This window comes from Stenotrophomonas sp. SXG-1 (assembly GCF_014083965.1).
GTDB lineage: Bacteria > Pseudomonadota > Gammaproteobacteria > Xanthomonadales > Xanthomonadaceae > Stenotrophomonas > Stenotrophomonas geniculata.
Map to the genome: position 1 here is coordinate 4,283,151 of NZ_CP046588.1, position 20,952 is coordinate 4,304,102.

Annotated in this window: 19 protein-coding genes; 12 read left to right on the top strand and 7 right to left on the bottom strand. The window is 68.3% G+C overall.

Annotated features, from left to right (window positions below):
* Positions 1–8: 8 nt before the first annotated feature.
* The gene (gene smeA, locus GOC52_RS19540) at positions 9–1,205 is read right to left on the bottom strand and encodes a multidrug efflux RND transporter periplasmic adaptor subunit SmeA (protein ID WP_191850238.1); all 1,197 of its coding nucleotides are present in this window, start codon (positions 1,203–1,205) and stop codon (positions 9–11) included.
* 128 nt (positions 1,206–1,333) lie between these two features.
* Between smeA and baeS the strand changes: the two genes are divergently transcribed.
* The 10 genes from baeS (at position 1,334) to GOC52_RS19590 (ending at position 11,950) form a co-directional block, all read left to right on the top strand.
* Positions 1,334–2,725, top strand: coding sequence for a sensor histidine kinase efflux regulator BaeS (gene baeS, locus GOC52_RS19545; RefSeq protein WP_191850239.1), 1,392 nt, complete (start codon positions 1,334–1,336; stop codon positions 2,723–2,725).
* The gene (locus GOC52_RS19550) at positions 2,722–3,411 is read left to right on the top strand and encodes a response regulator (RefSeq protein ID WP_019337017.1); all 690 of its coding nucleotides are present in this window, start codon (positions 2,722–2,724) and stop codon (positions 3,409–3,411) included. The genes baeS and GOC52_RS19550 overlap by 4 nt, the downstream gene beginning before the upstream one ends.
* A 149-nt stretch (positions 3,412–3,560) precedes the next feature.
* A complete protein-coding gene (locus GOC52_RS19555) occupies positions 3,561–4,382 on the top strand; it encodes a nucleotidyltransferase domain-containing protein (RefSeq protein WP_010482192.1) in 822 nt (273 codons plus the stop codon).
* A 164-nt stretch (positions 4,383–4,546) separates the two neighbouring features.
* Positions 4,547–5,077: a gamma carbonic anhydrase family protein gene (locus tag GOC52_RS19560; RefSeq protein ID WP_019337016.1), complete on the top strand. Its 531-nt coding sequence runs from the start codon at positions 4,547–4,549 to the stop codon at positions 5,075–5,077.
* Between the two features lie 123 nt (positions 5,078–5,200).
* The gene (locus GOC52_RS19565; RefSeq protein WP_010482196.1) at positions 5,201–5,890 is read left to right on the top strand and encodes an RDD family protein; all 690 of its coding nucleotides are present in this window, start codon (positions 5,201–5,203) and stop codon (positions 5,888–5,890) included.
* Complete coding sequence (locus GOC52_RS19570) at positions 5,887–6,879, top strand: stage II sporulation protein M (RefSeq protein ID WP_019337015.1); 993 nt, start codon at positions 5,887–5,889, stop codon at positions 6,877–6,879. The genes GOC52_RS19565 and GOC52_RS19570 overlap by 4 nt, the downstream gene beginning before the upstream one ends.
* On the top strand, positions 6,869–8,491 hold the full coding sequence (locus GOC52_RS19575; protein WP_191850242.1) for a DUF4129 domain-containing protein: 1,623 nt from the start codon (positions 6,869–6,871) through the stop codon (positions 8,489–8,491). Before GOC52_RS19570 ends, GOC52_RS19575 begins: the two co-directional genes overlap by 11 nt.
* Positions 8,488–9,672, top strand: coding sequence for a DUF4350 domain-containing protein (locus GOC52_RS19580; RefSeq protein WP_191850244.1), 1,185 nt, complete (start codon positions 8,488–8,490; stop codon positions 9,670–9,672). Before GOC52_RS19575 ends, GOC52_RS19580 begins: the two co-directional genes overlap by 4 nt.
* Positions 9,669–10,655, top strand: a complete 987-nt coding sequence (locus GOC52_RS19585; protein WP_014648782.1) for an AAA family ATPase — start codon at positions 9,669–9,671, stop codon at positions 10,653–10,655. Before GOC52_RS19580 ends, GOC52_RS19585 begins: the two co-directional genes overlap by 4 nt.
* Positions 10,652–11,950, top strand: a complete 1,299-nt coding sequence (locus GOC52_RS19590) for a DUF58 domain-containing protein (protein ID WP_054172761.1) — start codon at positions 10,652–10,654, stop codon at positions 11,948–11,950. Before GOC52_RS19585 ends, GOC52_RS19590 begins: the two co-directional genes overlap by 4 nt.
* A gap of 103 nt (positions 11,951–12,053) precedes the next feature.
* Here GOC52_RS19590 and GOC52_RS19595 read toward each other — a convergent pair whose 3' ends face one another.
* Genes GOC52_RS19595 through GOC52_RS19605 form a run of 3 tightly spaced genes read right to left on the bottom strand, consistent with a single transcriptional unit; the run spans position 12,054 to position 14,459 of the window.
* On the bottom strand, positions 12,054–12,701 hold the full coding sequence (locus GOC52_RS19595; RefSeq protein ID WP_191850246.1) for a hypothetical protein: 648 nt from the start codon (positions 12,699–12,701) through the stop codon (positions 12,054–12,056).
* A complete protein-coding gene (locus GOC52_RS19600; RefSeq protein WP_191850248.1) occupies positions 12,701–13,879 on the bottom strand; it encodes a glutathionylspermidine synthase family protein in 1,179 nt (392 codons plus the stop codon). Before GOC52_RS19600 ends, GOC52_RS19595 begins: the two co-directional genes overlap by 1 nt.
* 7 nt (positions 13,880–13,886) lie before the next feature.
* On the bottom strand, positions 13,887–14,459 hold the full coding sequence (locus tag GOC52_RS19605; RefSeq protein ID WP_005420172.1) for a DUF1190 domain-containing protein: 573 nt from the start codon (positions 14,457–14,459) through the stop codon (positions 13,887–13,889).
* A gap of 466 nt (positions 14,460–14,925) precedes the next feature.
* Between GOC52_RS19605 and ilvD the strand changes: the two genes are divergently transcribed.
* Together ilvD and GOC52_RS19615 are read left to right on the top strand one after the other, a co-directional pair.
* Positions 14,926–16,764 carry a dihydroxy-acid dehydratase gene (gene ilvD / locus GOC52_RS19610; RefSeq protein WP_191850251.1) on the top strand — a complete coding sequence of 613 codons (1,839 nt, stop codon included), beginning with the start codon at positions 14,926–14,928 and terminating at the stop codon, positions 16,762–16,764.
* A gap of 104 nt (positions 16,765–16,868) precedes the next feature.
* A complete protein-coding gene (locus tag GOC52_RS19615) occupies positions 16,869–17,435 on the top strand; it encodes a hypothetical protein (protein ID WP_049435806.1) in 567 nt (188 codons plus the stop codon).
* A gap of 36 nt (positions 17,436–17,471) precedes the next feature.
* Here GOC52_RS19615 and dinG read toward each other — a convergent pair whose 3' ends face one another.
* From dinG to aroE, 3 genes are all read right to left on the bottom strand, one after another.
* Entirely contained in the window at positions 17,472–19,574 is a 2,103-nt protein-coding gene (gene dinG / locus GOC52_RS19620) for an ATP-dependent DNA helicase DinG (RefSeq protein WP_191850253.1), read from the bottom strand.
* Positions 19,575–19,741: 167 nt separating this feature from the next.
* Positions 19,742–20,095 carry a hypothetical protein gene (locus GOC52_RS19625; RefSeq protein ID WP_029379808.1) on the bottom strand — a complete coding sequence of 118 codons (354 nt, stop codon included), beginning with the start codon at positions 20,093–20,095 and terminating at the stop codon, positions 19,742–19,744.
* Positions 20,096–20,098: 3 nt separating this feature from the next.
* Positions 20,099–20,944: a shikimate dehydrogenase gene (gene aroE, locus GOC52_RS19630; protein WP_049454105.1), complete on the bottom strand. Its 846-nt coding sequence runs from the start codon at positions 20,942–20,944 to the stop codon at positions 20,099–20,101.
* Positions 20,945–20,952 lie beyond the last annotated feature (8 nt).

The window sequence follows — 20,952 nt, forward strand, 5'->3', positions numbered from 1 at the left end:
GGCGGGCCTCAGTGCGACTTTTCGTCGGTGTTGCCGTTCGGGTCGATCGCCGGCATGGCGGCCAGCTGCGCGGTGGTGGCTGCGACCGCCTTCACCTGCTGGCCGAGCGCTACCGCACTGCCGTTGCTGACGATTACCCGCTCACCGGCTTTCAACCCCTGCATGATCTGCCACTGGTTGCCCACCACCTGGCCGGTACTGACCCGGCGCTCGACCACGTGGTCCTTGGCATCGAGCAGGCGCAGCAGCGGCTCGCCGCGTTCATTGCGCAGCACCGCCTTCTGCGGCACCAGCAGGGCACGCGCATCGGTGGCCATCGGCAGCACCGCCTTCAGGTACATGCCCGGCAGCAGCAGACCGTCCGGGTTCGGAATGACCGCGCGCAACACCACATTGCCGGTACCCGGATCGACCGCGCTACCGACAAACTCCAGCGTGCCTTCATGGGCATAGGTGCTGCCGTCCTCCAGCAGCACCTTCACCTGCGCCTTGCCGTCGATGGCCCTCACCAGGCCGGCATCAAGCTGCTTGCGCAGTGCCAGCATCTGCGTGCTGGACTGAGTGACATCCAGGTACACCGGGTCCAACCGCTGGATGGTCGCCAGCGCCGCTTCCTGTCCTGCAGCGACCAGCGCGCCGGCAGTGACGCTGGAGGTGCCGATGCGGCCCGCGATCGGTGCGGTCACCCGGGTGTAGTCGAGGTTGATGCGGGCGGCCTGCAGCGCAGCGCGCGCGGCGATCACATTGGCCTGTGCCTGCTTCAGCGCCGAGGTGGCATCGTCGGCGTCCTGCTTGCTGGCCGCATCCAGGCCCAGCAGCGTGTGGGTGCGCTCGGCCTTCGGCTGCGCCGACAGCACGGTGGCCTCGGCCTGCGCCAGCTGGCCACGCGCGGTATCGAAGGCGGCCTGGTACGGCGCCGGATCGACCTGGTACAGCAGCTGGCCGGCCTTGACCTGCTGGCCTTCGGTGAACAAACGCTGGCGGATCAACCCGCCGATCTGTGGCCGCACCTCGGAGACCTCGAACGGCACCGCGCGACCGGGCAGGGTCTGCTGCAGCGCCAGCGGCTGCGCGCTGGCGGTAATGACGCCCACTTCAGGCGTGGCCGGGGCGTCGGTCCTGCCCGCCGTACAGGCCGCCAGGGACATCAGCAGGGGCAACAACAATGGATGGGGAGAGCGGGACAGCAGGCGCGGGAGTGACATGGGGGGCGTGGGGGCCTTGCGTTGACCCGTGCACGCTGCCGTGGAACTGTGCAGAGAATATGGAGAATCTGCGACCAGCTCAGCTGGCGCTTGCTTTCAGCGCCACATGCGCCGCTAATGGCCCCGCGATGGTGAAGATTCGACTCAAATTCGGCCTGACCGCGAAGACCTTCCTCGCGATCTTCACCGCCTGCCTGCTGGTGCTGGCAGTGAACGGCATTGCCAGCCGCGTGGCATTCCAGACCGGCTTCCTGGACTACCTCAACGACCAGGGCGACCTGCGCATGCAGCGCCTGATGCCACACCTGCAGCGCGAGTACAGCGCGCACGGTGGCTGGGAGCATCTGCGCGGTGACAGTGATCGCTGGGCGCGGCTGCTGCGTCCGGATCTGGCCCATGGGCATGAGGGCCCGGTGCCGCCGCTGTCCGACCAGACCGGCGTACCGTCGCGGCTGGGCCTGTTCGATGCGCAGCACCGGTTCGTGGCCGGCAACCCCGATGCCACCAGTGATGACGAGCCGCATCCGGTGCAGCTGGACGGTCACACCGTCGGCTGGCTGGGCATGGTGCCATTCCAGACGGTCATCGCCACCAACGATCTGAACTTCTACAACACCCAGGTGCGCGCCTGGTGGGTGATCGGCGTCGCCCTGCTGCTGGTGACGGTGCTGCTGGCCTGGTTGGTGTCGCGTGCGCTGCGCCAGCGCCTGGCCAAGCTGGCTGCGGCCACCCATCGGCTCGCTGCAGGCGACTATGCCACCCGCATCGAGCGCACCAGCGATGACGAGCTGGACGCACTGGTCAACGACTTCAACCGGATGGCACAGGCGCTGGACGATACCGAGCGCAACCGCCGCGCGTTCATCGCCGACATCTCGCACGAGCTGCGCACACCACTGGCGGTGGTGCGCGCCGAGCTGGAGGCGATCGAAGATGGCATCCGTCCGCTGGACCGCGCCAACCTGGTGGGCCTGCAGGGCGAGATCCGCCAGCTGGGCAAGCTGATCGACGACCTGCACGACTTGTCGATGACCCAGTCTGGCGGCCTGGCGTACCGCTTCGCGCCACTGGACTTGGCGGCACTGCTGCGCAGCGAACTCAACGGCATGCGCGTGCGCTTCGCCAATGCAGGCCTGGCGCTTGAGGAAAATCTGCCCGCCATGCGGTTGCAGGTGTCCGGTGACGAACGGCGCCTGCAGCAGGTGCTGGCCAACCTGCTGGAGAATGCACTGCGCTACACCCACGCCGGTGGCCGCGTACTCGTGCAGGCAGCGCACGTGCCTGCCGGCGTGCAGCTGATCGTGGAAGACACCGCGCCGGGCGTGCCGGCCGACAAGTGCGCGCTGTTGTTCGAACGCTTCTACCGCGTGGAGAGTTCGCGCAATCGCGCCAGTGGTGGCAGCGGGCTGGGCCTGGCCATCAGCCACAACATCATCCTCGCCCACCACGGCGTCATCCACGCCGAGCCCTCGCCACTGGGCGGGCTGCGCGTGGTCATCACCCTGCCGGAGCCTGCATGAGCACGTCGCCCGCCACGTCCGCGAAGATCCTGATCGTCGAGGACGAGCCACGCCTGGCCTCGGTACTGCGCGACTACCTGGCCGCTGCCGGCATGGCCAGCGAGTGGGTGGACGACGGTGGCCAGGTGATCGACGCCTTCGCGCGCTACCAGCCCGACCTGGTGCTGCTGGACCTGATGCTGCCACAGCGCGATGGCGTGGACCTGTGCCGTGAACTGCGCGCCAGCAGCGATGTGCCGGTCATCATGGTCACCGCACGGGTGGAAGAGATCGACCGCCTGCTGGGCCTGGAGATCGGTGCCGACGACTACATCTGCAAGCCGTTCAGTCCGCGCGAAGTGGTCGCTCGGGTAATGGCGGTGCTGCGCCGCTACCGCCCAGACCCCGGTGCGCGCGCCAACGGCGGCCTGCACATCGACGAGCCGGCCGCACGCGCCACCTGGAACGGCAAGGGCCTGGACCTGACGCCGGTGGAATACCGCCTGCTGCGCACGCTGCTGGCCACGCCAGGCCGGATCTGGGCGCGCGATGAACTGCTCGACCGGCTGTACCTGGACCATCGCGTGGTGGTCGACCGCACTGTCGACAGCCATGTGCGCAACCTGCGCCGCAAGCTGGCCGACGCCGGCATGGAAGGCGAGCCGATCCGTTCGGTGTACGGCATGGGCTACAGCTACGAGCCGTGATCGCGTTCGCCGGGCTTGGCCCGGCGCTACCCCGTCATGCCTCGTCGACGAACGTCACCCCCTGGTAGCGCCGGGCCATGCCCGGCGAGCGCAGCGATGCAGACCTGCGCTACAGTCGAGAACGCTCGACATCAACGAATCACGACTGCATGGACGACATCCACCCGATCGCGCCGGACAAGCGCGCCGCCATCCTTTCGACCCTGGCCGACATCGAACAACGCTACGACGTACGCGTGCTGCTGGCCTGCGAGTCGGGCAGCCGCGGCTGGGGCTTTTCCTCGCCGGACAGTGACTACGACGCGCGCTTCATCTACGTGCATCGCCAGCCGTGGTATCTCAGCGTCAACGAGAGCACCGGTCCCGGCGAAGCGCAGCGCGATGTGATCGAACTGCCGATCGACGATGAGCTCGATGTCAGCGGCTGGGACCTGCGCAAGGCACTGCGGCTGGTCTCAAAATCCAATCCGACACTGATCGAATGGCTGCGTTCGCCGATCATCTACCAGCAGGATCACGCTGCGATGTCGCAGCTGTGGAAGGCAGCTGAGTCGTTCTATTCACCACTGGGAACGTGGTGGCACTACTTCAACATGGCGCGCTCGAACCATCGCGGTTACCTGCGTGGCGAAACGGTACGCACGAAGAAATACCTGTACGTGCTGCGCCCACTGCTGGCCTGCCAGTGGATCGAACACGAACAGACACCCCCGCCGATGGCCTTCGAGGATCTGCTGGACCGGCTGCTGCCGCTTGGCCCGGTGCGTGAAGCCATCGATGCCCTGCTGGCCGTGAAACGCGCCAGTGCCGAGTTCAGTGCCGGACCACGCATCGCGGCGATCAGCGATTTCATCGATCGTGAACTAGCCGCCCGCGCCGGGCAGGCCCCACGGCTGCCTGCTGGCCAGGGCGACAGCGCCTGGCTGGACGCGCTGTTCCGGCAGATGCTGGCCGAGCACGCGCCGTCCTGAGCGGTTGCACCCGTTTCTGGTAGCTGCCGACCTTGGTCGGCACCGAGATCACCATCCACGCATGGCGTGGATCTACTGTGTATCCGCGCGGCCCCAGGGCGGTACCTCCCCCAGCGTTCGCACGCGTATCATCGTCGCGAACGCCCTGATTTCCGGAGACTTCGATGAACCCGCTGCGCCCCTTCCGCGACAAGATGCCCGTCCTCGGCGAGCGCGTGTACATCGACCCGGCCTGCACCGTCATCGGTGACGTGGAGCTGGCCGACGACGTGTCGGTGTGGCCGGGCACGGTCATCCGCGGCGATGTCAACTACGTGCGCATCGGTGCGCGCACCAACGTGCAGGACGGCACCATCATCCATGTCAGCCACCACAGCCCGTACAACAAGGCCGGCTACCCGACCCTGATCGGCCAAGGCGTGACCGTCGGCCACGGCTGCATCATCCACGCCTGCACGATCGGCGATTACAGCCTGATCGGCATGGGCGCCTGCATCCTCGACGGCGCCCGCGTGGAGCGCCATGGCTTCGTCGGCGCCGGTGCGGTGGTCGGCCCGGGCAAGGTGGTGGGCGAAGGCGAGCTGTGGGTCGGCAACCCGGCCCGGCCGGCGCGCACGCTGAGCGACAAGGAGATCGAGTCGCTGCACTATTCGGCCGACCACTACGTGCGGTTGAAGGACGAATACCGGGGCTGAGCAGCCAACGCCGCCACGCGGCTCTGCTAAAGTCTGGGCCCGACCAGGACCTGTCGAGACCCCCATGCCTGTGGCTGCCTGCCGGAGAGGACTCCGGCGCCCACAACGAAGGCCATCGCGCTGATGGCCGCACCGATGCTCGATACCTACCGCGAGGTGGTGACGCCAGAGGGTGTGCCGCTGCAGTTGCCTGCCGCCGGCCCGGTACCGCGGGCGATGGCCTGGCTGGTCGATCTCGGCGTGCGCATCGCGGCACTGGTGCTGGTGTCCATTCCGCTGGCGCTGCTGGACAAGTTCGGCTCCGGCCTCTACCTGGTGCTGATGTTCCTGGTCTACTGGGCCTACCCGATCGTCTGCGAAGCAGTGTGGGGACGCACCCTGGGCAAGCGTGCGCTGGGGCTGCGCGTGCTGTCCCGCGATGGCGCGCCGGTAGGCTGGATGGCGGCGATCACCCGCAACCTGCTGCGCACGGTGGACATGCTGCCCTTCGGCTATGCGCTGGGCCTGATCAGCAGCCTGTTCGATCCGCATGGCCGCCGCCTGGGCGACCTGGTGGCCGGCACCGTGGTGGTGCATGCACCCGCACTGTACCTGCCACCGCCGCCGACCATCGACAGCGTGCTGGCCCCGCCGCAGCCCCTGCGACCAGAGGAACAGGCCGCGCTGATGGCCTTCGCCGAGCGCGCGCCACGCTTGTCGGCGGCGCGCCAGCAGGAGCTGGCCGGTATTGCCGAGCCACTGACCGGCACCCACGGCCAGGTCGGCGTTCTGCGCCTGTATGCGATGGCCAACTGGCTGCTGGGGCGGCGATGAAACAGGAGCAGTTCGTCGCCCGCTACCAGCAGGAATGGCAGGACCTGGAGCAGTGGCTGCTGCTGCGTGCCGGCGCCTCACGCCGCACGCGCCGCAAGGCCAGCGGCCTGGCACTGGACGACACGACCTTCCCGCAGCGCTACCGGCGGCTGTGCCAGCAGCTGGCGCTGGCCCGCGAGCGCGGCTACAGCCCGCAGCTGGTGCAGCGCCTGCAGCAGCTGATGCAGCAGGGCCACAGCGTGCTGTACCGCACGCCGCCGACACGTTGGCGGGGTGCCCTGGAGTTCCTGGTGGCCGACTTCCCGCTGCTGGTGCGCAGCCAGGCGCGCAGCATGTGGGTAGCGCTGGCGATGTTCGCGCTGCCGGCGGTGGCCTGCTTCGTGCTGGTGCAGGTCTATCCGGACCTGATCCACATGCTGATGGACAACCGCCAGATCGCAGAGATGGAGCGCATGTACGATCCCGCCGCCGAGCGCCTGGGGCGTGACAGCGGCACCGACTGGATGATGTTCGGCCACTACATCATGAACAACATCAGCATCGCCCTGCGCACCTTCGCCAGCGGACTGCTGGCCGGGCTGGGCACGCTGCTGGTGCTGCTGTTCAACGGCGTGATCATCGGTTCAGTGGCAGGCCACCTGCAGCACATCGGCCATGGCGACCCGTTCTGGCGCTTCGTGGTCGGCCACGGCGCCTTCGAGCTGACTGCGATCGTGATCGCTGGCGGTGCCGGCCTGCAGCTGGGCATGAAGCTGCTGGCGCCGGGCCGGCGCAGCCGCCTGGATGCACTGGTCGACGGCGGCCGCATCGGCGCGCGGCTGTGCCTCGGCGTCGCCTTCATGCTGTTGGTGGCCGCCTTCATCGAAGCCTTCTGGTCATCGATCGCCGAAGTACCTGCATGGGGCAAGTTCAGCGTGGCCGGTGTGTTGTGGGCCGGCGTGCTGCTGTGGCTGTGGCGCGGCGGACGTGGAGCTGGCCATGCGCATTGACCACCTGGACGTGGCGCTGCGTGCCCGCAGTGGCTGGGAAGCGATGGAGCTGGGCACCGCGCTGTCCCGCCGTCACGCGCGCGCGCTGTGGGGCAGCTGGCTGCTGGCCAGTGCACCGCTGTTCGTGATCTTCAACGCGCTGGGCTGGTGGCTGGATGCCTTCGGCTGGGCCTGGCTGGCGATGTGGTGGTGCAAACCGCTGTTCGAACGTGCGCCGTTGTATGTGCTGTCGCGCGGCATCTTCGGTGAACCAGTCGGCACGCTGGCCGCGCTGCGTGCGCAACGTCACTGGGGCAACAGCGGCTTCTGGGGCTACCTGGGTTGGCGTCGTTTCAGCGTGCTGCGCAGCCTGTGCCTGCCGGTGAACCTGCTGGAAGGCAACACACCGGGCCAGCGCGGCCCACGTCGTCGTGCAGTGGCAGCCGGCGCAGTGGGCGCGGCACTGGTACTGACCGTGACCTGCATGGCGTTCGAAGCCGTGCTGGTGTCCGGCGCGATCGGTGCGGTGTTCATGTTCATGCCACTGGAGCTGATGTCCGAATCATGGCGCGCCGCATGGGACATGATCGGCCAGGACACACCCGCATGGGCACGGCTGGGCTTCAACCTGGCGTGCTGGCTGGCCTCGGTGCTGATCGGCCCGTTCTTCGTCGGTGCGGGCTTTGGCCTGTACTTGAACCGGCGCACGCAGATGGAAGCCTGGGATGTGGAGATCGCCCTGCGCCGCCTGCGCGAGCGGCTGCTGCCGGCGGCATCGACGCTGGCCCTGCTGCTGTGCCTGGCACTGCCGCTGGTCTCCGCACCGGTGCATGCGCAGGACACAGACGCCGAGCCCGAACGCGCCATGGGCAAGCCCAACGACCGTGGCATCGACGCCGAGGAAAGCGACGAAGCACCGACCATCGACCCGGCCAACACCCCGGCAATGATCTTCGGCGGTACGCCGGTGGATACCGCCGGCTTCCGTCAGGCAGTGAACCGCGCCTATGAAGACCCGCTGCAGCGCCCGACCCGCCAGGTCACCCGCTGGAAGCCGATCGAACAGGCCGAGGAAGAGAAGAAGGAAGACAAGCAGCTGCAGCGTGACGCCAACAGCAACGGTGAACGCAAAGCGCGCAAGGACGGCATGGCCTGGCTGGCGCGGCTGGCCGAATGGGGCCTGTGGGGGCTGCTCGGCGTCCTGCTGCTGGTGCTGCTGCTGACCGCACGGCTGTGGCTGCCGTGGCTGCGGGGCAGTGGCCGACGCAAGGCCGAGGCCGCACCGCCGGTGGTGGAGGAACAGGTGGAGTTGCCGGTGGTGCTGCCGCCGGACGTGGCCACCCAGGCCGGCCTGCTCTGGGACCAGGGCCGGCCGCGGCAGGCGCTGGCCCTTCTGTACCGCGCCAGCGTGCGCACGGTGGGCGAGCGCAGCGGTATCGCGCTTCCACCCGGTGCCACCGAAGCGCAATGCCTGCGCGCGTCGCGGCGCATGCCCGAGGCCAGCGATCGTGACCTGTTCGCGCGCATCGTGCGCATGTGGCAGTACGCCGCCTACGGTGGCCGCCTGCCCAGCCGCGCCGATTTCGATGCATTGGCCGATACGCTGCGCCAGCAGTACGGGTGGCAGGCATGAACCCGCGCCTGTTCTGGTCGCTGCTGCTCGGTGCATTGGTGCTGTTCGGTGTACCGCTGACGATCCTTTACCTGCGCACGCATGAGCGGGTGACCGAGACCGTGCAGCTGCCGCCGCAGGGCGAAGCTGGCTACAACCCGCTGTACGTGCTCGGCCAGGCCCTGCGCGCCGACGGCATTGACGTGCACTCGCGGCCACGGCTGGAACTGCGGCAAATGACGCTGGGGCCGCACGACACGGTGGTGCTGCTGCAGGACAGCAGCGAACTGCCGCCGCCCGTCGCCAGCGCGCTGCTGGACTGGGTCGACGGGGGCGGCCACCTGCTGGTGCGGACGCCGCCACCGGCCGAGGACGATGCCGGCAGCACGCAGGGGCCCCTGCTGGATCAGCTGGGCGTGGACAGCCTGTTCCAGCGCAGCGACTGCCAGCCGTTCCATGTCGACGACGATCCTGGTCACGTTGAGTTCTGTGGAGGCCGCCGCTTCACCCTGGGTTTTGCCGCCAGTGCACAGGCCGAACGTCGCTGGGGCACGGATCGCGACCTGGTGTTTGCGCGCCTGCGCCATGGCCAGGGCAAGGTGAGCGTGCTGGCCGACATGGAGTTCATGCGCAGCGAGGTGGACTCACCGGCAGCGCGCCTGGCATCGGCAGGGGGCAAGGCCAGCGACGGCCTGCACGACGCGTCGCACCGCGACCTGACCCGCTATCTGCTCGATCCGAACTACGGCAAGGGTGCGGTCTGGCTGATCTACGCCAGCCGCCCGCCGTCGCTGTGGTCGCGCATGTTCTACCAGGGCTGGCCACTGTGGGCGCCACTGCTGCTGGCCCTGCTGGGCTGGTTGTGGGGCCGCTCGCGGCGCTTCGGCAGCCTGCTGCCGTCACCGGTACTGGAACGCCGTTCGCTGCTGGAGCACGTGCGCGCCAGTGGCGAACTGCTGCTGCGCTTCGGTCACGGCATACGCCTGTACGAGGCCGTGCTCGCCCTGTTCCTGCACCGCCTGCGCCTGCGCGCACCGATTGCCGCCGCACTGGATGGTGCGCCACGCGATCAGGCCATCGCCGAGCTGCTGAAATGGCCGCAGGCCCGCGTCGCCAGCGCGCTCACTCCCCCTCCGCCACACGATTCCTCCGCCCTGCGCGAGCGCATCCGCTTGCTGCTCCAGATGAGATCCCTGCTATGACCGAAGTCCCCGAGCTGCCGGCGGCCGCCAACGCCCGCCTGATCGAACGCGTCGATGCCATCCGCACCGCCGTCGGACACGCCTTCATCGGCCAGGCCGATGTGCTGGACCAGATCCTGGTGGCGCTGCTGGCCGGTGGCCACGTGCTGATCGAGGGCGTGCCCGGGCTGGGCAAGACGCTGCTGGTGCGCGCGCTGGCCCAGGCCTTGGAGCTGGACTATGGCCGCGTGCAGTTCACCCCCGACCTGATGCCCAGCGACGTCAGCGGCCACGCGGTGTACGACCCGAAGAGCGAAAGCTTCAAGATCCGCCGCGGCCCGGTGTTCACCAACCTGCTGCTGGCCGACGAGATCAACCGCGCACCGGCCAAGACCCAGTCCGCGCTGCTGGAAGTGATGCAGGAAGGCCAAGTGACCATCGAGGGCAAGGCCTTCACCCTGGCACCGCCTTTCATGGCGCTGGCCACGCAGAACCCGCTGGAGCAGGAAGGCACCTACCCGCTGCCGGAAGCACAGCTGGACCGTTTCCTGCTGAAGGTGCTGATCGATTACCCGCAGCTGGAGGACGAGAAGCGCATGGTGACCGCGATCACCAGTGGTCGTGCCGCCAGCGATTTCGACCTGAGCCAGGTGCCGCGCGTGCTCGGTGCCGGTGAGCTGCTGGAGCTGCAGCGCGCCACCGCGGCGATCACCGTCGATGACGAAGTGATCGACTACGCGGTACGCATCGTTGCCGCCACCCGGCAGTGGCCGGGCATCGCGGTCGGTGCCGGTCCGCGCGGCAGCATCGCGCTGGTGCGTGCCTCGCGCGCGCAGGCGGTGCTGGCCGGCCGCGACTTCGTCACGCCGGACGACGTGCGCGACATTGCGCGCCCGGCGCTGCGCCACCGCATCGCGCTGGCCCCGGAACTGCAGATCGAAGGCCAGGACGCCGACGACGTGCTGGGCGCGCTGCTGGCCAAGGTGGAAGCGCCGCGCCGATGAGGCCGGCCCCGCTGCTGTTGGCGCTGCTGCTGGCCTGGGCTGCCCTGGGCGGTCTGGTGCTGGGCGGGTTGCTGCCGCGCTGGAGCTGGGCGCTGGCGGCGCTGGCGATTGCCGTGCCCGCGTTGATGGATCTGTGGCGGCAGTCGCGGCGTCCGTCACCGCAGGTGCAGCGAGAACTGCCCGAAGCGCTGGCACTGGGCGTGCGCCGCGAGGCTGCACTGCGGTTGCAGGCAGACGCGTCGATGACGGTGCAGGTGTTCGACCTGGTGCCCGGCGGTTGGCCGTTGGAGTCGCTGCCACAGCGCGTGCACCTGCAGGCGGGCACCGCTGCCACCCTGCACTACCATCTGCAGCCGCTGCAGCGCGGGCATTTCCGCTTCGAGGGCGTGCACCTGCGCATGCGCTCGCCGTGGCGCCTGTGGTGGCAGCAACGCACGCTGCCCCCCGCGCTGGACGTGCGTGTCTATCCGAACTTCGTGCCGCTCACCCGCTTCGCATTGTTCAGTGCCGACCAGGCCTCGCGGCTGGTCGGTGCGCACGTGAAGCGCCGCCGCGGTGAGGGCACCGACTTCCACCAGATGCGCGAGTACCGCATCGGCGACAGCCTGCGCCAGCTCGACTGGAAGGCCACCGCGCGTGCACGCAAGCTGATCTCGCGCGAGTACCAGGACGAGAAGAACCAGCAGCTGCTGCTGATGCTCGACAGTGGCCGGCGCATGCTGGCCAGCGAAGGCGGACTCTCGCACTTCGACCACGCATTGAACGCCTCGCTGGTGGTGGCTTACCTGGCGCTGCGCCAGGGTGACGCCGCCGGCCTGTTCGCTGCCGGTGGTGAACGCCGCTGGGTGGCGCCGCAGCGTGGCATGGGCACGGTCGAGCACCTGCTGCGTGCCAGCTACGACCTGCAGCCGCGTGCGGTGGCCACCGATTACCTGGCCGCCGCCACCGAGGTGTCGCTGCGCCAGCGCCGGCGCGCACTGGTGATGCTGGTCAGCAACGTGCGCGACGAAGACATCGAGGATCTGCTGGCGGCGGTGCGCCTGCTGCAGAAACGCCACCTGGTGTGCGTGGCCAGCCTGCGTGAGCGCGAGCTGGACGGCGCACTGGAGGGCGAAGTGCAGACACTGGAAGACGCCACCCAGGCCGGTGCCGCCGCACTCTACCTGCAGCAGCGCGCGAAGGCGCACGAGGCACTGCGCAGCGAGAAGGTGATGGTGCTGGACGTGACCGCCGATGCACTGCCCGGCGCGCTGGTGGAGCGCTACCTGGCAGTGAAGCGCGAAGGATTGCTCTGATACCAACGATCGCTCTGGTAGGTGCCAACCTTGGTTGGCACGAAACCCACAGCGCCGACCAAGGTCGGCATCTACCAACGGCGATGCCGGCCAGCGGCCGGCACTACCCCTGCAACAACCGCCGCTGCAACCGCTCCACCGCACGTTGCAGCAACACCCGGTTGCGGGCCAGCTTCATCCACTGCGGCAGGCGCGAGAACATGGATCGGTGATGGCCGCGGCTTTCGCGCAGCATCGCGCTCGCGTACTCGTGCAATGCATGCAGATGTTCAGCGTTATAGGCCCAGAGCAGGCCCGCGCGGGTCGGTTCGACCAGGCGCAGCGGCAATCCGAAGTGCGGATCGGCAGGCTCGGCGTCACGCAACGGACGCACCGCGACCGAAACATCAGTACTGCGATCACATTGCGCACATCGAGCAGCGAAGGAGGCCGGTGCAGGCACGCCAGCGGGAACCCGGCGGCGCACATGCAGCCACTGATGCCCACAGAATCCACAAGGTTGGCGGCCCAGGATGTAGACCGCACCGACCCAGTCACCACTGTCCAGCGCTGAACTGCAGCCTGTGCAGCGGAATCGCGCCGTCCACCGGTAGGGTTTCCAGCTGGCGATCATCCAACCGGGGGTGTCGCAGCGATGGCAACGCACAGCGACGCGGTCCGCGAAGGCCTGCAGGCTGCGCCCGTCATCGAAATGCCGGCCCGGCACGGGCGTGGGACGCCCATGCCGACCAGGCCAACGCCGCACCGTCATCAGACGTAGATCCGCGTCGGCGCCTCATCAACGATCGCGTGCGGCACGAAGCGCGCACTGTCGCGGGTGATCGCGCTGTCGTCCTCGCGGATACCGATGCCGCAGGCGTGGTCACCCACCACCCAGCTGCCGATCAGCGGGTAGCCGCCTTCGAAGCGGGTCAGCGGATGCGCGCGCTGGATGATCGCCGGGCCGTCGTAGGGACCGTCGCTGCGCTGGGTGCTGCCATCGGCCAGGTGCATCTCGATATTGGCGCCCTCGCGCGAGAACAGCGGCTTGCGCACCCAGCCCGAGGCCAGCATGCTGCCGTCATCGAAGTGCGCTTCCAGCAGGTTCGGATGGCCCACGTTGCGCTGCCACAGCAGCGGCAGGATGCCCTTGTTGCTCAATACTGCCTTCCAGGCCGGTTCCAGCAGCTGCACGCCCGAGCCGGGCAGCGCGCGACCGAATTCCTCGGCCATCAGGTCTTCCAGCGGGTACAGCTTGAACAGCGTGCCGATCACCGAATCATCCAGCGCGGTGAAGCGGCCGTCCTCGGACAGACCGATGTCCTCGACGGCGATGGCCTGGCCATGCAGGCCGGCCTGCGAAGCGCAGTCGCGCAGGTAATCGACGGTGCCACGGTCTTCTTCGGAACTGCCCACCGCGCTGAAGTACAGCGGCGGCGGCAGCTGTGAAGCCAGTTCGCCGAAACGCTCGACCAGCGCCTCGTGGATCGCATTGAACTGGTCGGCGTGCTGCGGCAGGCGACCGGCGTTGCGCTGGTCTTCCAGCCACTGCCACTGGAAGAAGCTGGCCTCGAACAGCGAGGTCGGCGTGTCGTAGTTCAGTTCGTACAGCTTGGCCGGGCCGGTACCGTCGTAGGCCAGGTCCAGGCGCCCGTACAGGTGTGGCTGGCGCTGGCGCCAGCTGTCGGCGATCCAGTCGCGGTAGTGCGACGGAATCGCCAGCTGGTCCATCAGCCGTTCACTGGCGATGACATCGCCCACCAGGTCCAGCGCCATCTGGTGCAGCTCGGCGCTGGGGTCTTCGATGTCCTGTTCGATCTGGCGCAGGGTGAAGGCGTAGTACGCGCTTTCATCCCAGTACGGCTGGCCGTCGATGGTGTGGAAGCGGAAACCCGCCTCTTCCGCGCGTACCCGCCACTGGGCACGCTCGGCAATCCGGATGCGCTGCATGGGTCGATCAGCCGCCGTAGCTGCCGCTGGTGCTGCGGCGTGCGCTGGTGTTGCCGAAGCCACCACGGCTGGCAGTGACCGCACGGTTCGGCTCGCTGGTGACCGGCGCCAGGCCAGCCTTGCCGGCACCGATGCCGCTGGCGGTGTTCAGGCCACCGGTGCCGCCCGGTGCCGGGCGCGCCCAGCCAGCGTTCTTGTCCTGGTAAGCCGGTGCCGACGCCGGCGCCTGCGGGGCGAGGCCGCCGCGGTTGCTCAGCATCTGCGACATGAAGAAGCCCATCATCATCGGGCCGATGAACGAGGTACCCGCCGACGTGTGCTGCTGCACGCACTGTTCCGGCTTGTAGTCCTTCTCGCAGGCTTCCTTGCTGGCGTACTTCGGCGCCGCATCGGCGGCCTGCTTCTGCGCTTCGGCGAAGGCATTGCGGCACGACGACGGATCGCCGGTGGCCTCGGTGCAGGCTTCCACCGAGGTGTACAGGCCTTCCTGCACCTTCACCTCCGGCTCCTTCTGGCAGGCGGTGAACAGCAGCGGCGCGGCGCTCATCAGCAGCAGCGCGGTGGTGCGGGAACGTTTCATGGCCTCATGCCCTGTCGACGGATCAATGCCCCAATGATGCCAAATCCGGGCCAGCAACCGGAATCGGCAAAGTGGGAAAGATGAACGGCCTTTCATTTTCGTCGTTCCCCATCATCCACGCGTGGCGTGGATCCATCGTGTCGACCAAGGTCGACACCTACCACGAGCAACGCAGAGCGCCGGCCCCGACAGATCGCGGGAAACTGTCGAAGGCGGGGTGGGTCCGCTGGCGGGGGTGTCCGCGGCATGGATGCCGCGGTCAAGCCCCCAAGGAAGGGTTTACGGCGTCCCCCGCCAGCGGACCCACCCCGCCTCCCGCAGGAAGCCCGCTGTTGCTTCGGCCGTTGCTTCGGCGGGTGCCGGGCGCAGCCCGGCCGGACCACCTCCGGTGGTTGCAGCAGCAACCGAAAAAATTGGCCATGATCGGCTGACTCCCACGTCGTACGGCCCGCCCGTTCCGCCAGCCATGCCCGAATACCGTTCCCGTACCTCCACCGCCGGCCGCAACATGGCCGGCGCCCGCGCCCTGTGGCGTGCCACCGGCATGAAGGACGGCGACTTCCACAAGCCGATCATCGCCATCGCCAACTCCTTCACCCAGTTCGTGCCCGGCCACGTGCACCTGAAGGACCTCGGCCAGCTGGTCGCGCGCGAGATCGAACAGGTCGGCGGCGTCGCCAAGGAATTCAACACCATCGCCGTGGACGACGGCATCGCGATGGGCCACGACGGCATGCTGTATTCGCTGCCCAGCCGCGAGATCATCGCCGACGCCGTGGAGTACATGGTCAACGCGCACTGTGCCGACGCACTGGTGTGCATCAGCAACTGCGACAAGATCACCCCCGGCATGCTGATGGCCGCGCTGCGCCTGAACATCCCGGTGGTGTTCGTGTCCGGCGGGCCGATGGAAGCGGGCAAGACCAAGCTGTCCGAGCACAAGCTGGACCTGGTCGATGCAATGGTGGTGGCCGCCGATGACAGCGCCTCCGACGAGAAGGTGGCCGCATTCGAGCGCAGCGCCTGCCCTACCTGCGGCTCCTGCTCGGGCATGTTCACCGCCAACTCGATGAACTGCCTGACCGAGGCGCTGGGCCTGTCACTGCCCGGCAACGGCACCACGTTGGCCACCCACGCCGACCGTGAGGCGCTGTTCCGCCGTGCCGGGCGCCTGATCGTCGAACTCTGCCATCGCTGGTATGGCGGCGAAGACCCGAGCGCGCTGCCGCGCGGCATCGCCACCCAGGCCGCGTTCGCCAATGCAATGACCCTGGATATCGCCATGGGCGGTTCCACCAACACCATCCTGCACCTGCTGGCCGCCGCGCAGGAAGCGGAGGTCGACTTCGACCTGACCCACATCGACGCGCTGTCGCGGCGCGTACCGCAGCTGTGCAAGGTGGCGCCGAATACGCCGAAGTACCACATCGAGGACGTGCACCGCGCCGGCGGCGTGTTCGGCATCCTCGGTGAACTTGAGCGCGCCGGCCTGCTCGACACCTCGGTACCGACCGTGCACAGCACCAGCCTGGCCGACGCGCTGGAACGCTGGGACGTGGTGCGCAGTGACAACGACACCCTGCATACCTTCTTCAAGGCCGGCCCGGCCGGCATTCCCACCCAGGAGGCCTTCAGCCAGGCCACGCGCTGGCCGACGCTGGACATCGACCGCGCTGAAGGCTGCATCCGCTCGCTGCAGCACGCGTACTCACTGGAAGGCGGCCTCGCCGTGCTGCGCGGCAACCTGGCCGTCGATGGCTGCGTGGTGAAGACGGCCGGCGTGGACGAGTCCATCCACATCTTCGAAGGCCCCGCGCGCGTCTACGAAAGCCAGGACGCCGCCGTCGCCGGCATCCTCGCCGACGAAGTGCAACCCGGCGAGGTGGTGGTGATCCGCTACGAAGGCCCGAAGGGCGGTCCCGGCATGCAGGAAATGCTGTACCCGACCAGCTACCTGAAGTCGAAGGGGCTGGGCAAACAGTGCGCGTTGCTGACCGACGGCCGCTTCTCCGGTGGCACCTCGGGCCTGTCGATCGGCCACGTCTCGCCGGAGGCCGCCAGCGGCGGTGTCATCGGCCTGGTGGAAGACGGCGATCGCATCCGCATCGACATCCCTGCCCGCCGCATCGATCTGCTGCTGGACGAGGCCGTGCTGGCACAGCGCCGCAGCGACGCCGATGCGCGTGGTTGGAAGCCGCGCGCGCCGCGCCCACGCAAGGTCACCAGTGCATTGAAAGCCTACGCCCTGCTCGCCACCAGCGCCGACAAGGGGGCCGTTCGCAACACCGCCCTGCTCGGCGATTGATCAAAAAGGGGACGGAGGGGATTAAGTCGTTTGTGGCACAAACGACTTAATCCCCTCCGTCCCCTTTTCCTTCACCATGTGTGGCTCCGCACAAGGACGTGACGATGTATTTCCGCCACCTGATGGCCCTGGCGCTCGCCGTGAGTTCCGCGCCCGCGCTGGCCGACGACTGCCGGTTCGACGATCGCGCCGGACTGCTGGCGATGTCGCCAGAGGCGTTCAACCATGGCCCAGGCGAGGGCTGGGATGCGCTGGCCGAGCGTGCAGGCTGCCAGCTGGAAATCGCCGGGTTGTTCGCTGCCTATCGCCAGCAGGCGAAAGCGGCTGGGCATAGCGGGCTGGCCTGGCATGAGGCAACGATGCGCGCCGATGCAGGACAGCGCGATCCTGCCATTGCCCTGATGCGCTTGACCTACAAGCCCCACGGTGCCGATCCGGAGGGATGGAATCACTATGTCGATGCCACCATCGCCTTCCTCGATGATGATCTGCCGGCACTGAAACGGGCACGTGCGCGGCTCGCGAAACTCCCGATGCCCGCAGGCAGCGCGCGTGAGCAGGGCGATGATCGGCGATCCGCATGGCCACCGCGACTGCAGATCGTGGATTCACTGATCCGCTGCATGTACCAACCCTACGCGCTTGCCTCCCAATCCTGCCCGGAAGCCTAGTATCCGCCAGGCATGGCCCGGCGCTACCCGTGCGCCTCAGCCGATCACGCGCTTGAACGGCGGCAGCGCGTCGATGATGCGCTTGCCGTAGCGGCGGGTCAGCAGCCGCGAATCGAGAATGACCACGCGGCCGGTGTCGGTGGAGGTGCGGATCAGTCGGCCGGCGAACTGGGTCAACGTGCGCAGCGCATGCGGAATGGCGATCAGGTTGAACGCGTTAAGCCCGCGCCCCTCGAACCACTCGCTGAGCGTGGCGGTCTGCGGATCGGTCGGCACCGCGAACGGCACCTGGGTGATCACCACCGTGGTGCAGGCTTCGCCGGGAAGGTCGAGGCCTTCGCCGAACGAATTCAGCCCGAACAGCACCGAGCCCTCGCCCGCCGCCACGCGACGCAGGTGCTCGTCGATCAGCCGGGTCTTGGACATCTCGCCCTGCACCAGCACCCGCTTGCGGCGCGCGGCCGACATCAGCCCGGCCACCTTCTCCATCTTCCAGCGCGAGGTGAACAGCACCATCGAGCCCTTGGCCCAGTCCAGTTCGGTGTCGAGGTAACGCGCCACTTCGCGCGGGTGGCCTTCGCGGTCGTCCGGCGTGACCGGGAACTTCGGCACGATCAGCTCGGCCTGGTTGGGCAGGTCGAACGGCGACGACAGCGAGACCATCTCCGCCTCTTCGGGAATGCCGTTGTCGATCGCCAGCGACTGGAAGTCGCCGCCGCCGGTCAACGTCGCCGAGGTCATCACCACCGAGTCCACTTCATCCCACAGCAGTTTGCGCAGCACGTGCGCGGCCGACACCGGCGAGCCGTGCAGCACCAGGTCGCCATCGCGGGTGGCAGTCACCCAGCGCGCCATCGGCGGCGCGCCATCCTTGTCCTCGCGGCGCCACGCCTGCCACAGGTTGTACTGCTGCTCGATCATTTCCAGCGCCATGCCCAGGTTGCGCTGCAGGCGCTCGCGCGCGGCATCGTCCTGCTTGCCCTTGGCCACCTGCGCGGTGGCCGCATGCGCCCAGTTGTAGAGGCTGCGGGTGTCGTCGGCCAGCGCTTCGATCGGCTCGCGCCAGGCCTCGGGCAGGCGGCCGTTGGCGGCGCGCCACATCGGTTCCTCGTCGGCCGGTGCCGGCATCCATACCCGTTCGATGTGGTCGCGGAACGCACGCAGCTGCTTGGCCACGTTGCTGGCGACGTCGATCGCTTCGTTGGGCAGCAGGTTGCCCAGGCGGTCCTTGTCGACCGCGCGGTAGGCACCGGCAATCAGGATCTGCAGGCGGCCTGTGCGCTTGGCCATCTCGTCCAGCGCCAGGCTGGCCGCGCCCTGGTCGATCGCCACGTTGCCGATGTGATGACCTTCGTCCAGCACCAGCAGCATGTCCGACGGCGGTGCGATCAACGGCTGGCCGTTGTCGCTGTCGCCGATCGACAGCGCTGACAGCAGCAGCGCGTGGTTGGTGACCACGATCTGCGCGTCGCGCACCGTGTTGCGCGAACGCAGCACCGCGCATTGCGCCGAATAGGCGCAGCGGCGCCCGGCGCAACCCGAAGCCGGCGTGGTGATGCGACTGCGCAGGCCGGGGCTGATGGTCTCCGGCGCGTTGTCGATGTCGCCATCCCAGCTGCCACCGGTGAAGGCATCGGTCAGGCGCTTGGCGATATCCATCTCGATCGGCGCCAGTGGCCGGTCGAACAAGGGCGCGTCGTCCTCGAACATGCCGCCCTGCGAGCCCTCGCCCTGCGCCTCGGCGGCATTGCGCGTGCACAGGTAGCGGGTGCGGCCCTTGGCCAGCGCCACGGTCGCTTCCAGGCCGGTGGCTTTGAGAAAATTCGGGATATCGCGCTCGACCAGCTGCGACTGCAGGGCCACGGTGCCGGTGCTGATCACCAGCTTCTTCTTGGTGGCCAGCGCGATCGGTACACCTGCGGTGAGGTAGCCCAGGCTCTTGCCGACACCGGTGGGCGCCTCGACCACGCCGACGCCACCGCTTTTCGACAGCGCGCGCGACACCACGCCGATCATCTGGCTCTGCGAACGGCGGGTGGAGAAGCCGGGGGTATTGGCCTGCAGCGTGGTGTACGCCTTGCGGATCGCGTCCTTCAAGGCGTCATCAAGCGTGCGCGGAGCGGCGACGGTTTCAGTCACGCCGGGAAGTACCGTGGCTGGATCAGGCCGGTCATTGTCGCATGGCCGGCCACGTTCACCGCCGCTGGCACCCTGAACGGGCCAGCGACGACGCCTGGCGGCGGTCACGGTCCGGTGGCCGGACCGCTCAGGGGCCAGATACGCCGGGCATGGCCCGGCGCGACCGGTCAGGCCGCCGGGATCGTACGGCTACGCAGCAGGCGCACCAGTGCCCACACCAGCAGCACCACGCCGATGGCCTCGACCATCGCCAACGCGAAATGCAGCACGCCGAGGATGGCACCCATGCCCGAGATGGCGCTGAAGTTGCCACTGCTGACCAGCCACATCGGCAGGATGCCCGCCGCCAGGCCACCCAGGCTGGACAGCAGCAACAGCCCCAGGCCGACCAGGGCGCCGGTGCGGGTGGCATCGCGCGGTGCGCCGATCACCCAGACCAGGCCGATGCACAGCGCGATCAGTACCGGCAGGCGCACGCCGACCATGCTCAGCACGGTCACCATCAACGTTGTGCTGTCCATCGATCAGTCCTCGCCGGCCAGCACGGCCGAGCCCTGGCGCAGCGACTGGTAGATCTCGTCGGTCTGCGGGCGCACGCCATGCCACTGCAGGAAGCTCTCGGCCGCCTGTTCGACCAGCATGCCCAGGCCATCCACGGTATTGCGGCAGTTCGCCGCACGCGCCCAGGCCAGGAAGGCGATGGCGGCCTCGCCGTAGTTCAGGTCGACGGCGGTGGTCATCGAATTGACCAGCGACAGCGGCAGCTTGAACTCGACGTCGCGGTCGCGGCCGGCCGAGGTGGCATTGACGATCAGTTCGAAGTCGCCCAGATCACGCAGGTCTTCCCAGTAGCGGCTGATCGCGCGGCCCGGTTCGCCCATCGCGTCGATCAGTTCATCGGCGCGTTCCGGCGTGCGGTTGACCACCACCAGCTCGGTGATGCCGGCATCGAGGAAGGCCGGGGCGACGCTACGCGCGGAGCCACCGGCACCGATCAGCAGCATGCGGCGGCCACGCAGGTCCAGGCCATGACGGTCGGTCAGGTCACGCACCAGGCCGATGCCATCGGTGGTGTCGCCATGCCAGCGGTCGCCCTTGCGCAGCAGCGTGTTTACCGAGCCGGCGCGGCGCGCACGTGCGGTCAGGGTGGAGCACACCGAGAACGCAGCCTCCTTGTGCGGCGAGGTGACGTTGGCGCCGACACCGCCTTCGGCGGCGAAGGCTTCCAGGCCGGCCAGGAACGCATCCGGCGCCAGGTCGATCGCGCGGTAATCCACCGCGATGCCTTCCTGGCGACCGAACGTCGCGTGGATCTGCGGCGACTTCGAGTGGGCAACGGGGTGTCCGAAGACGGCGTAACGGTCGGTCATGGAATCCT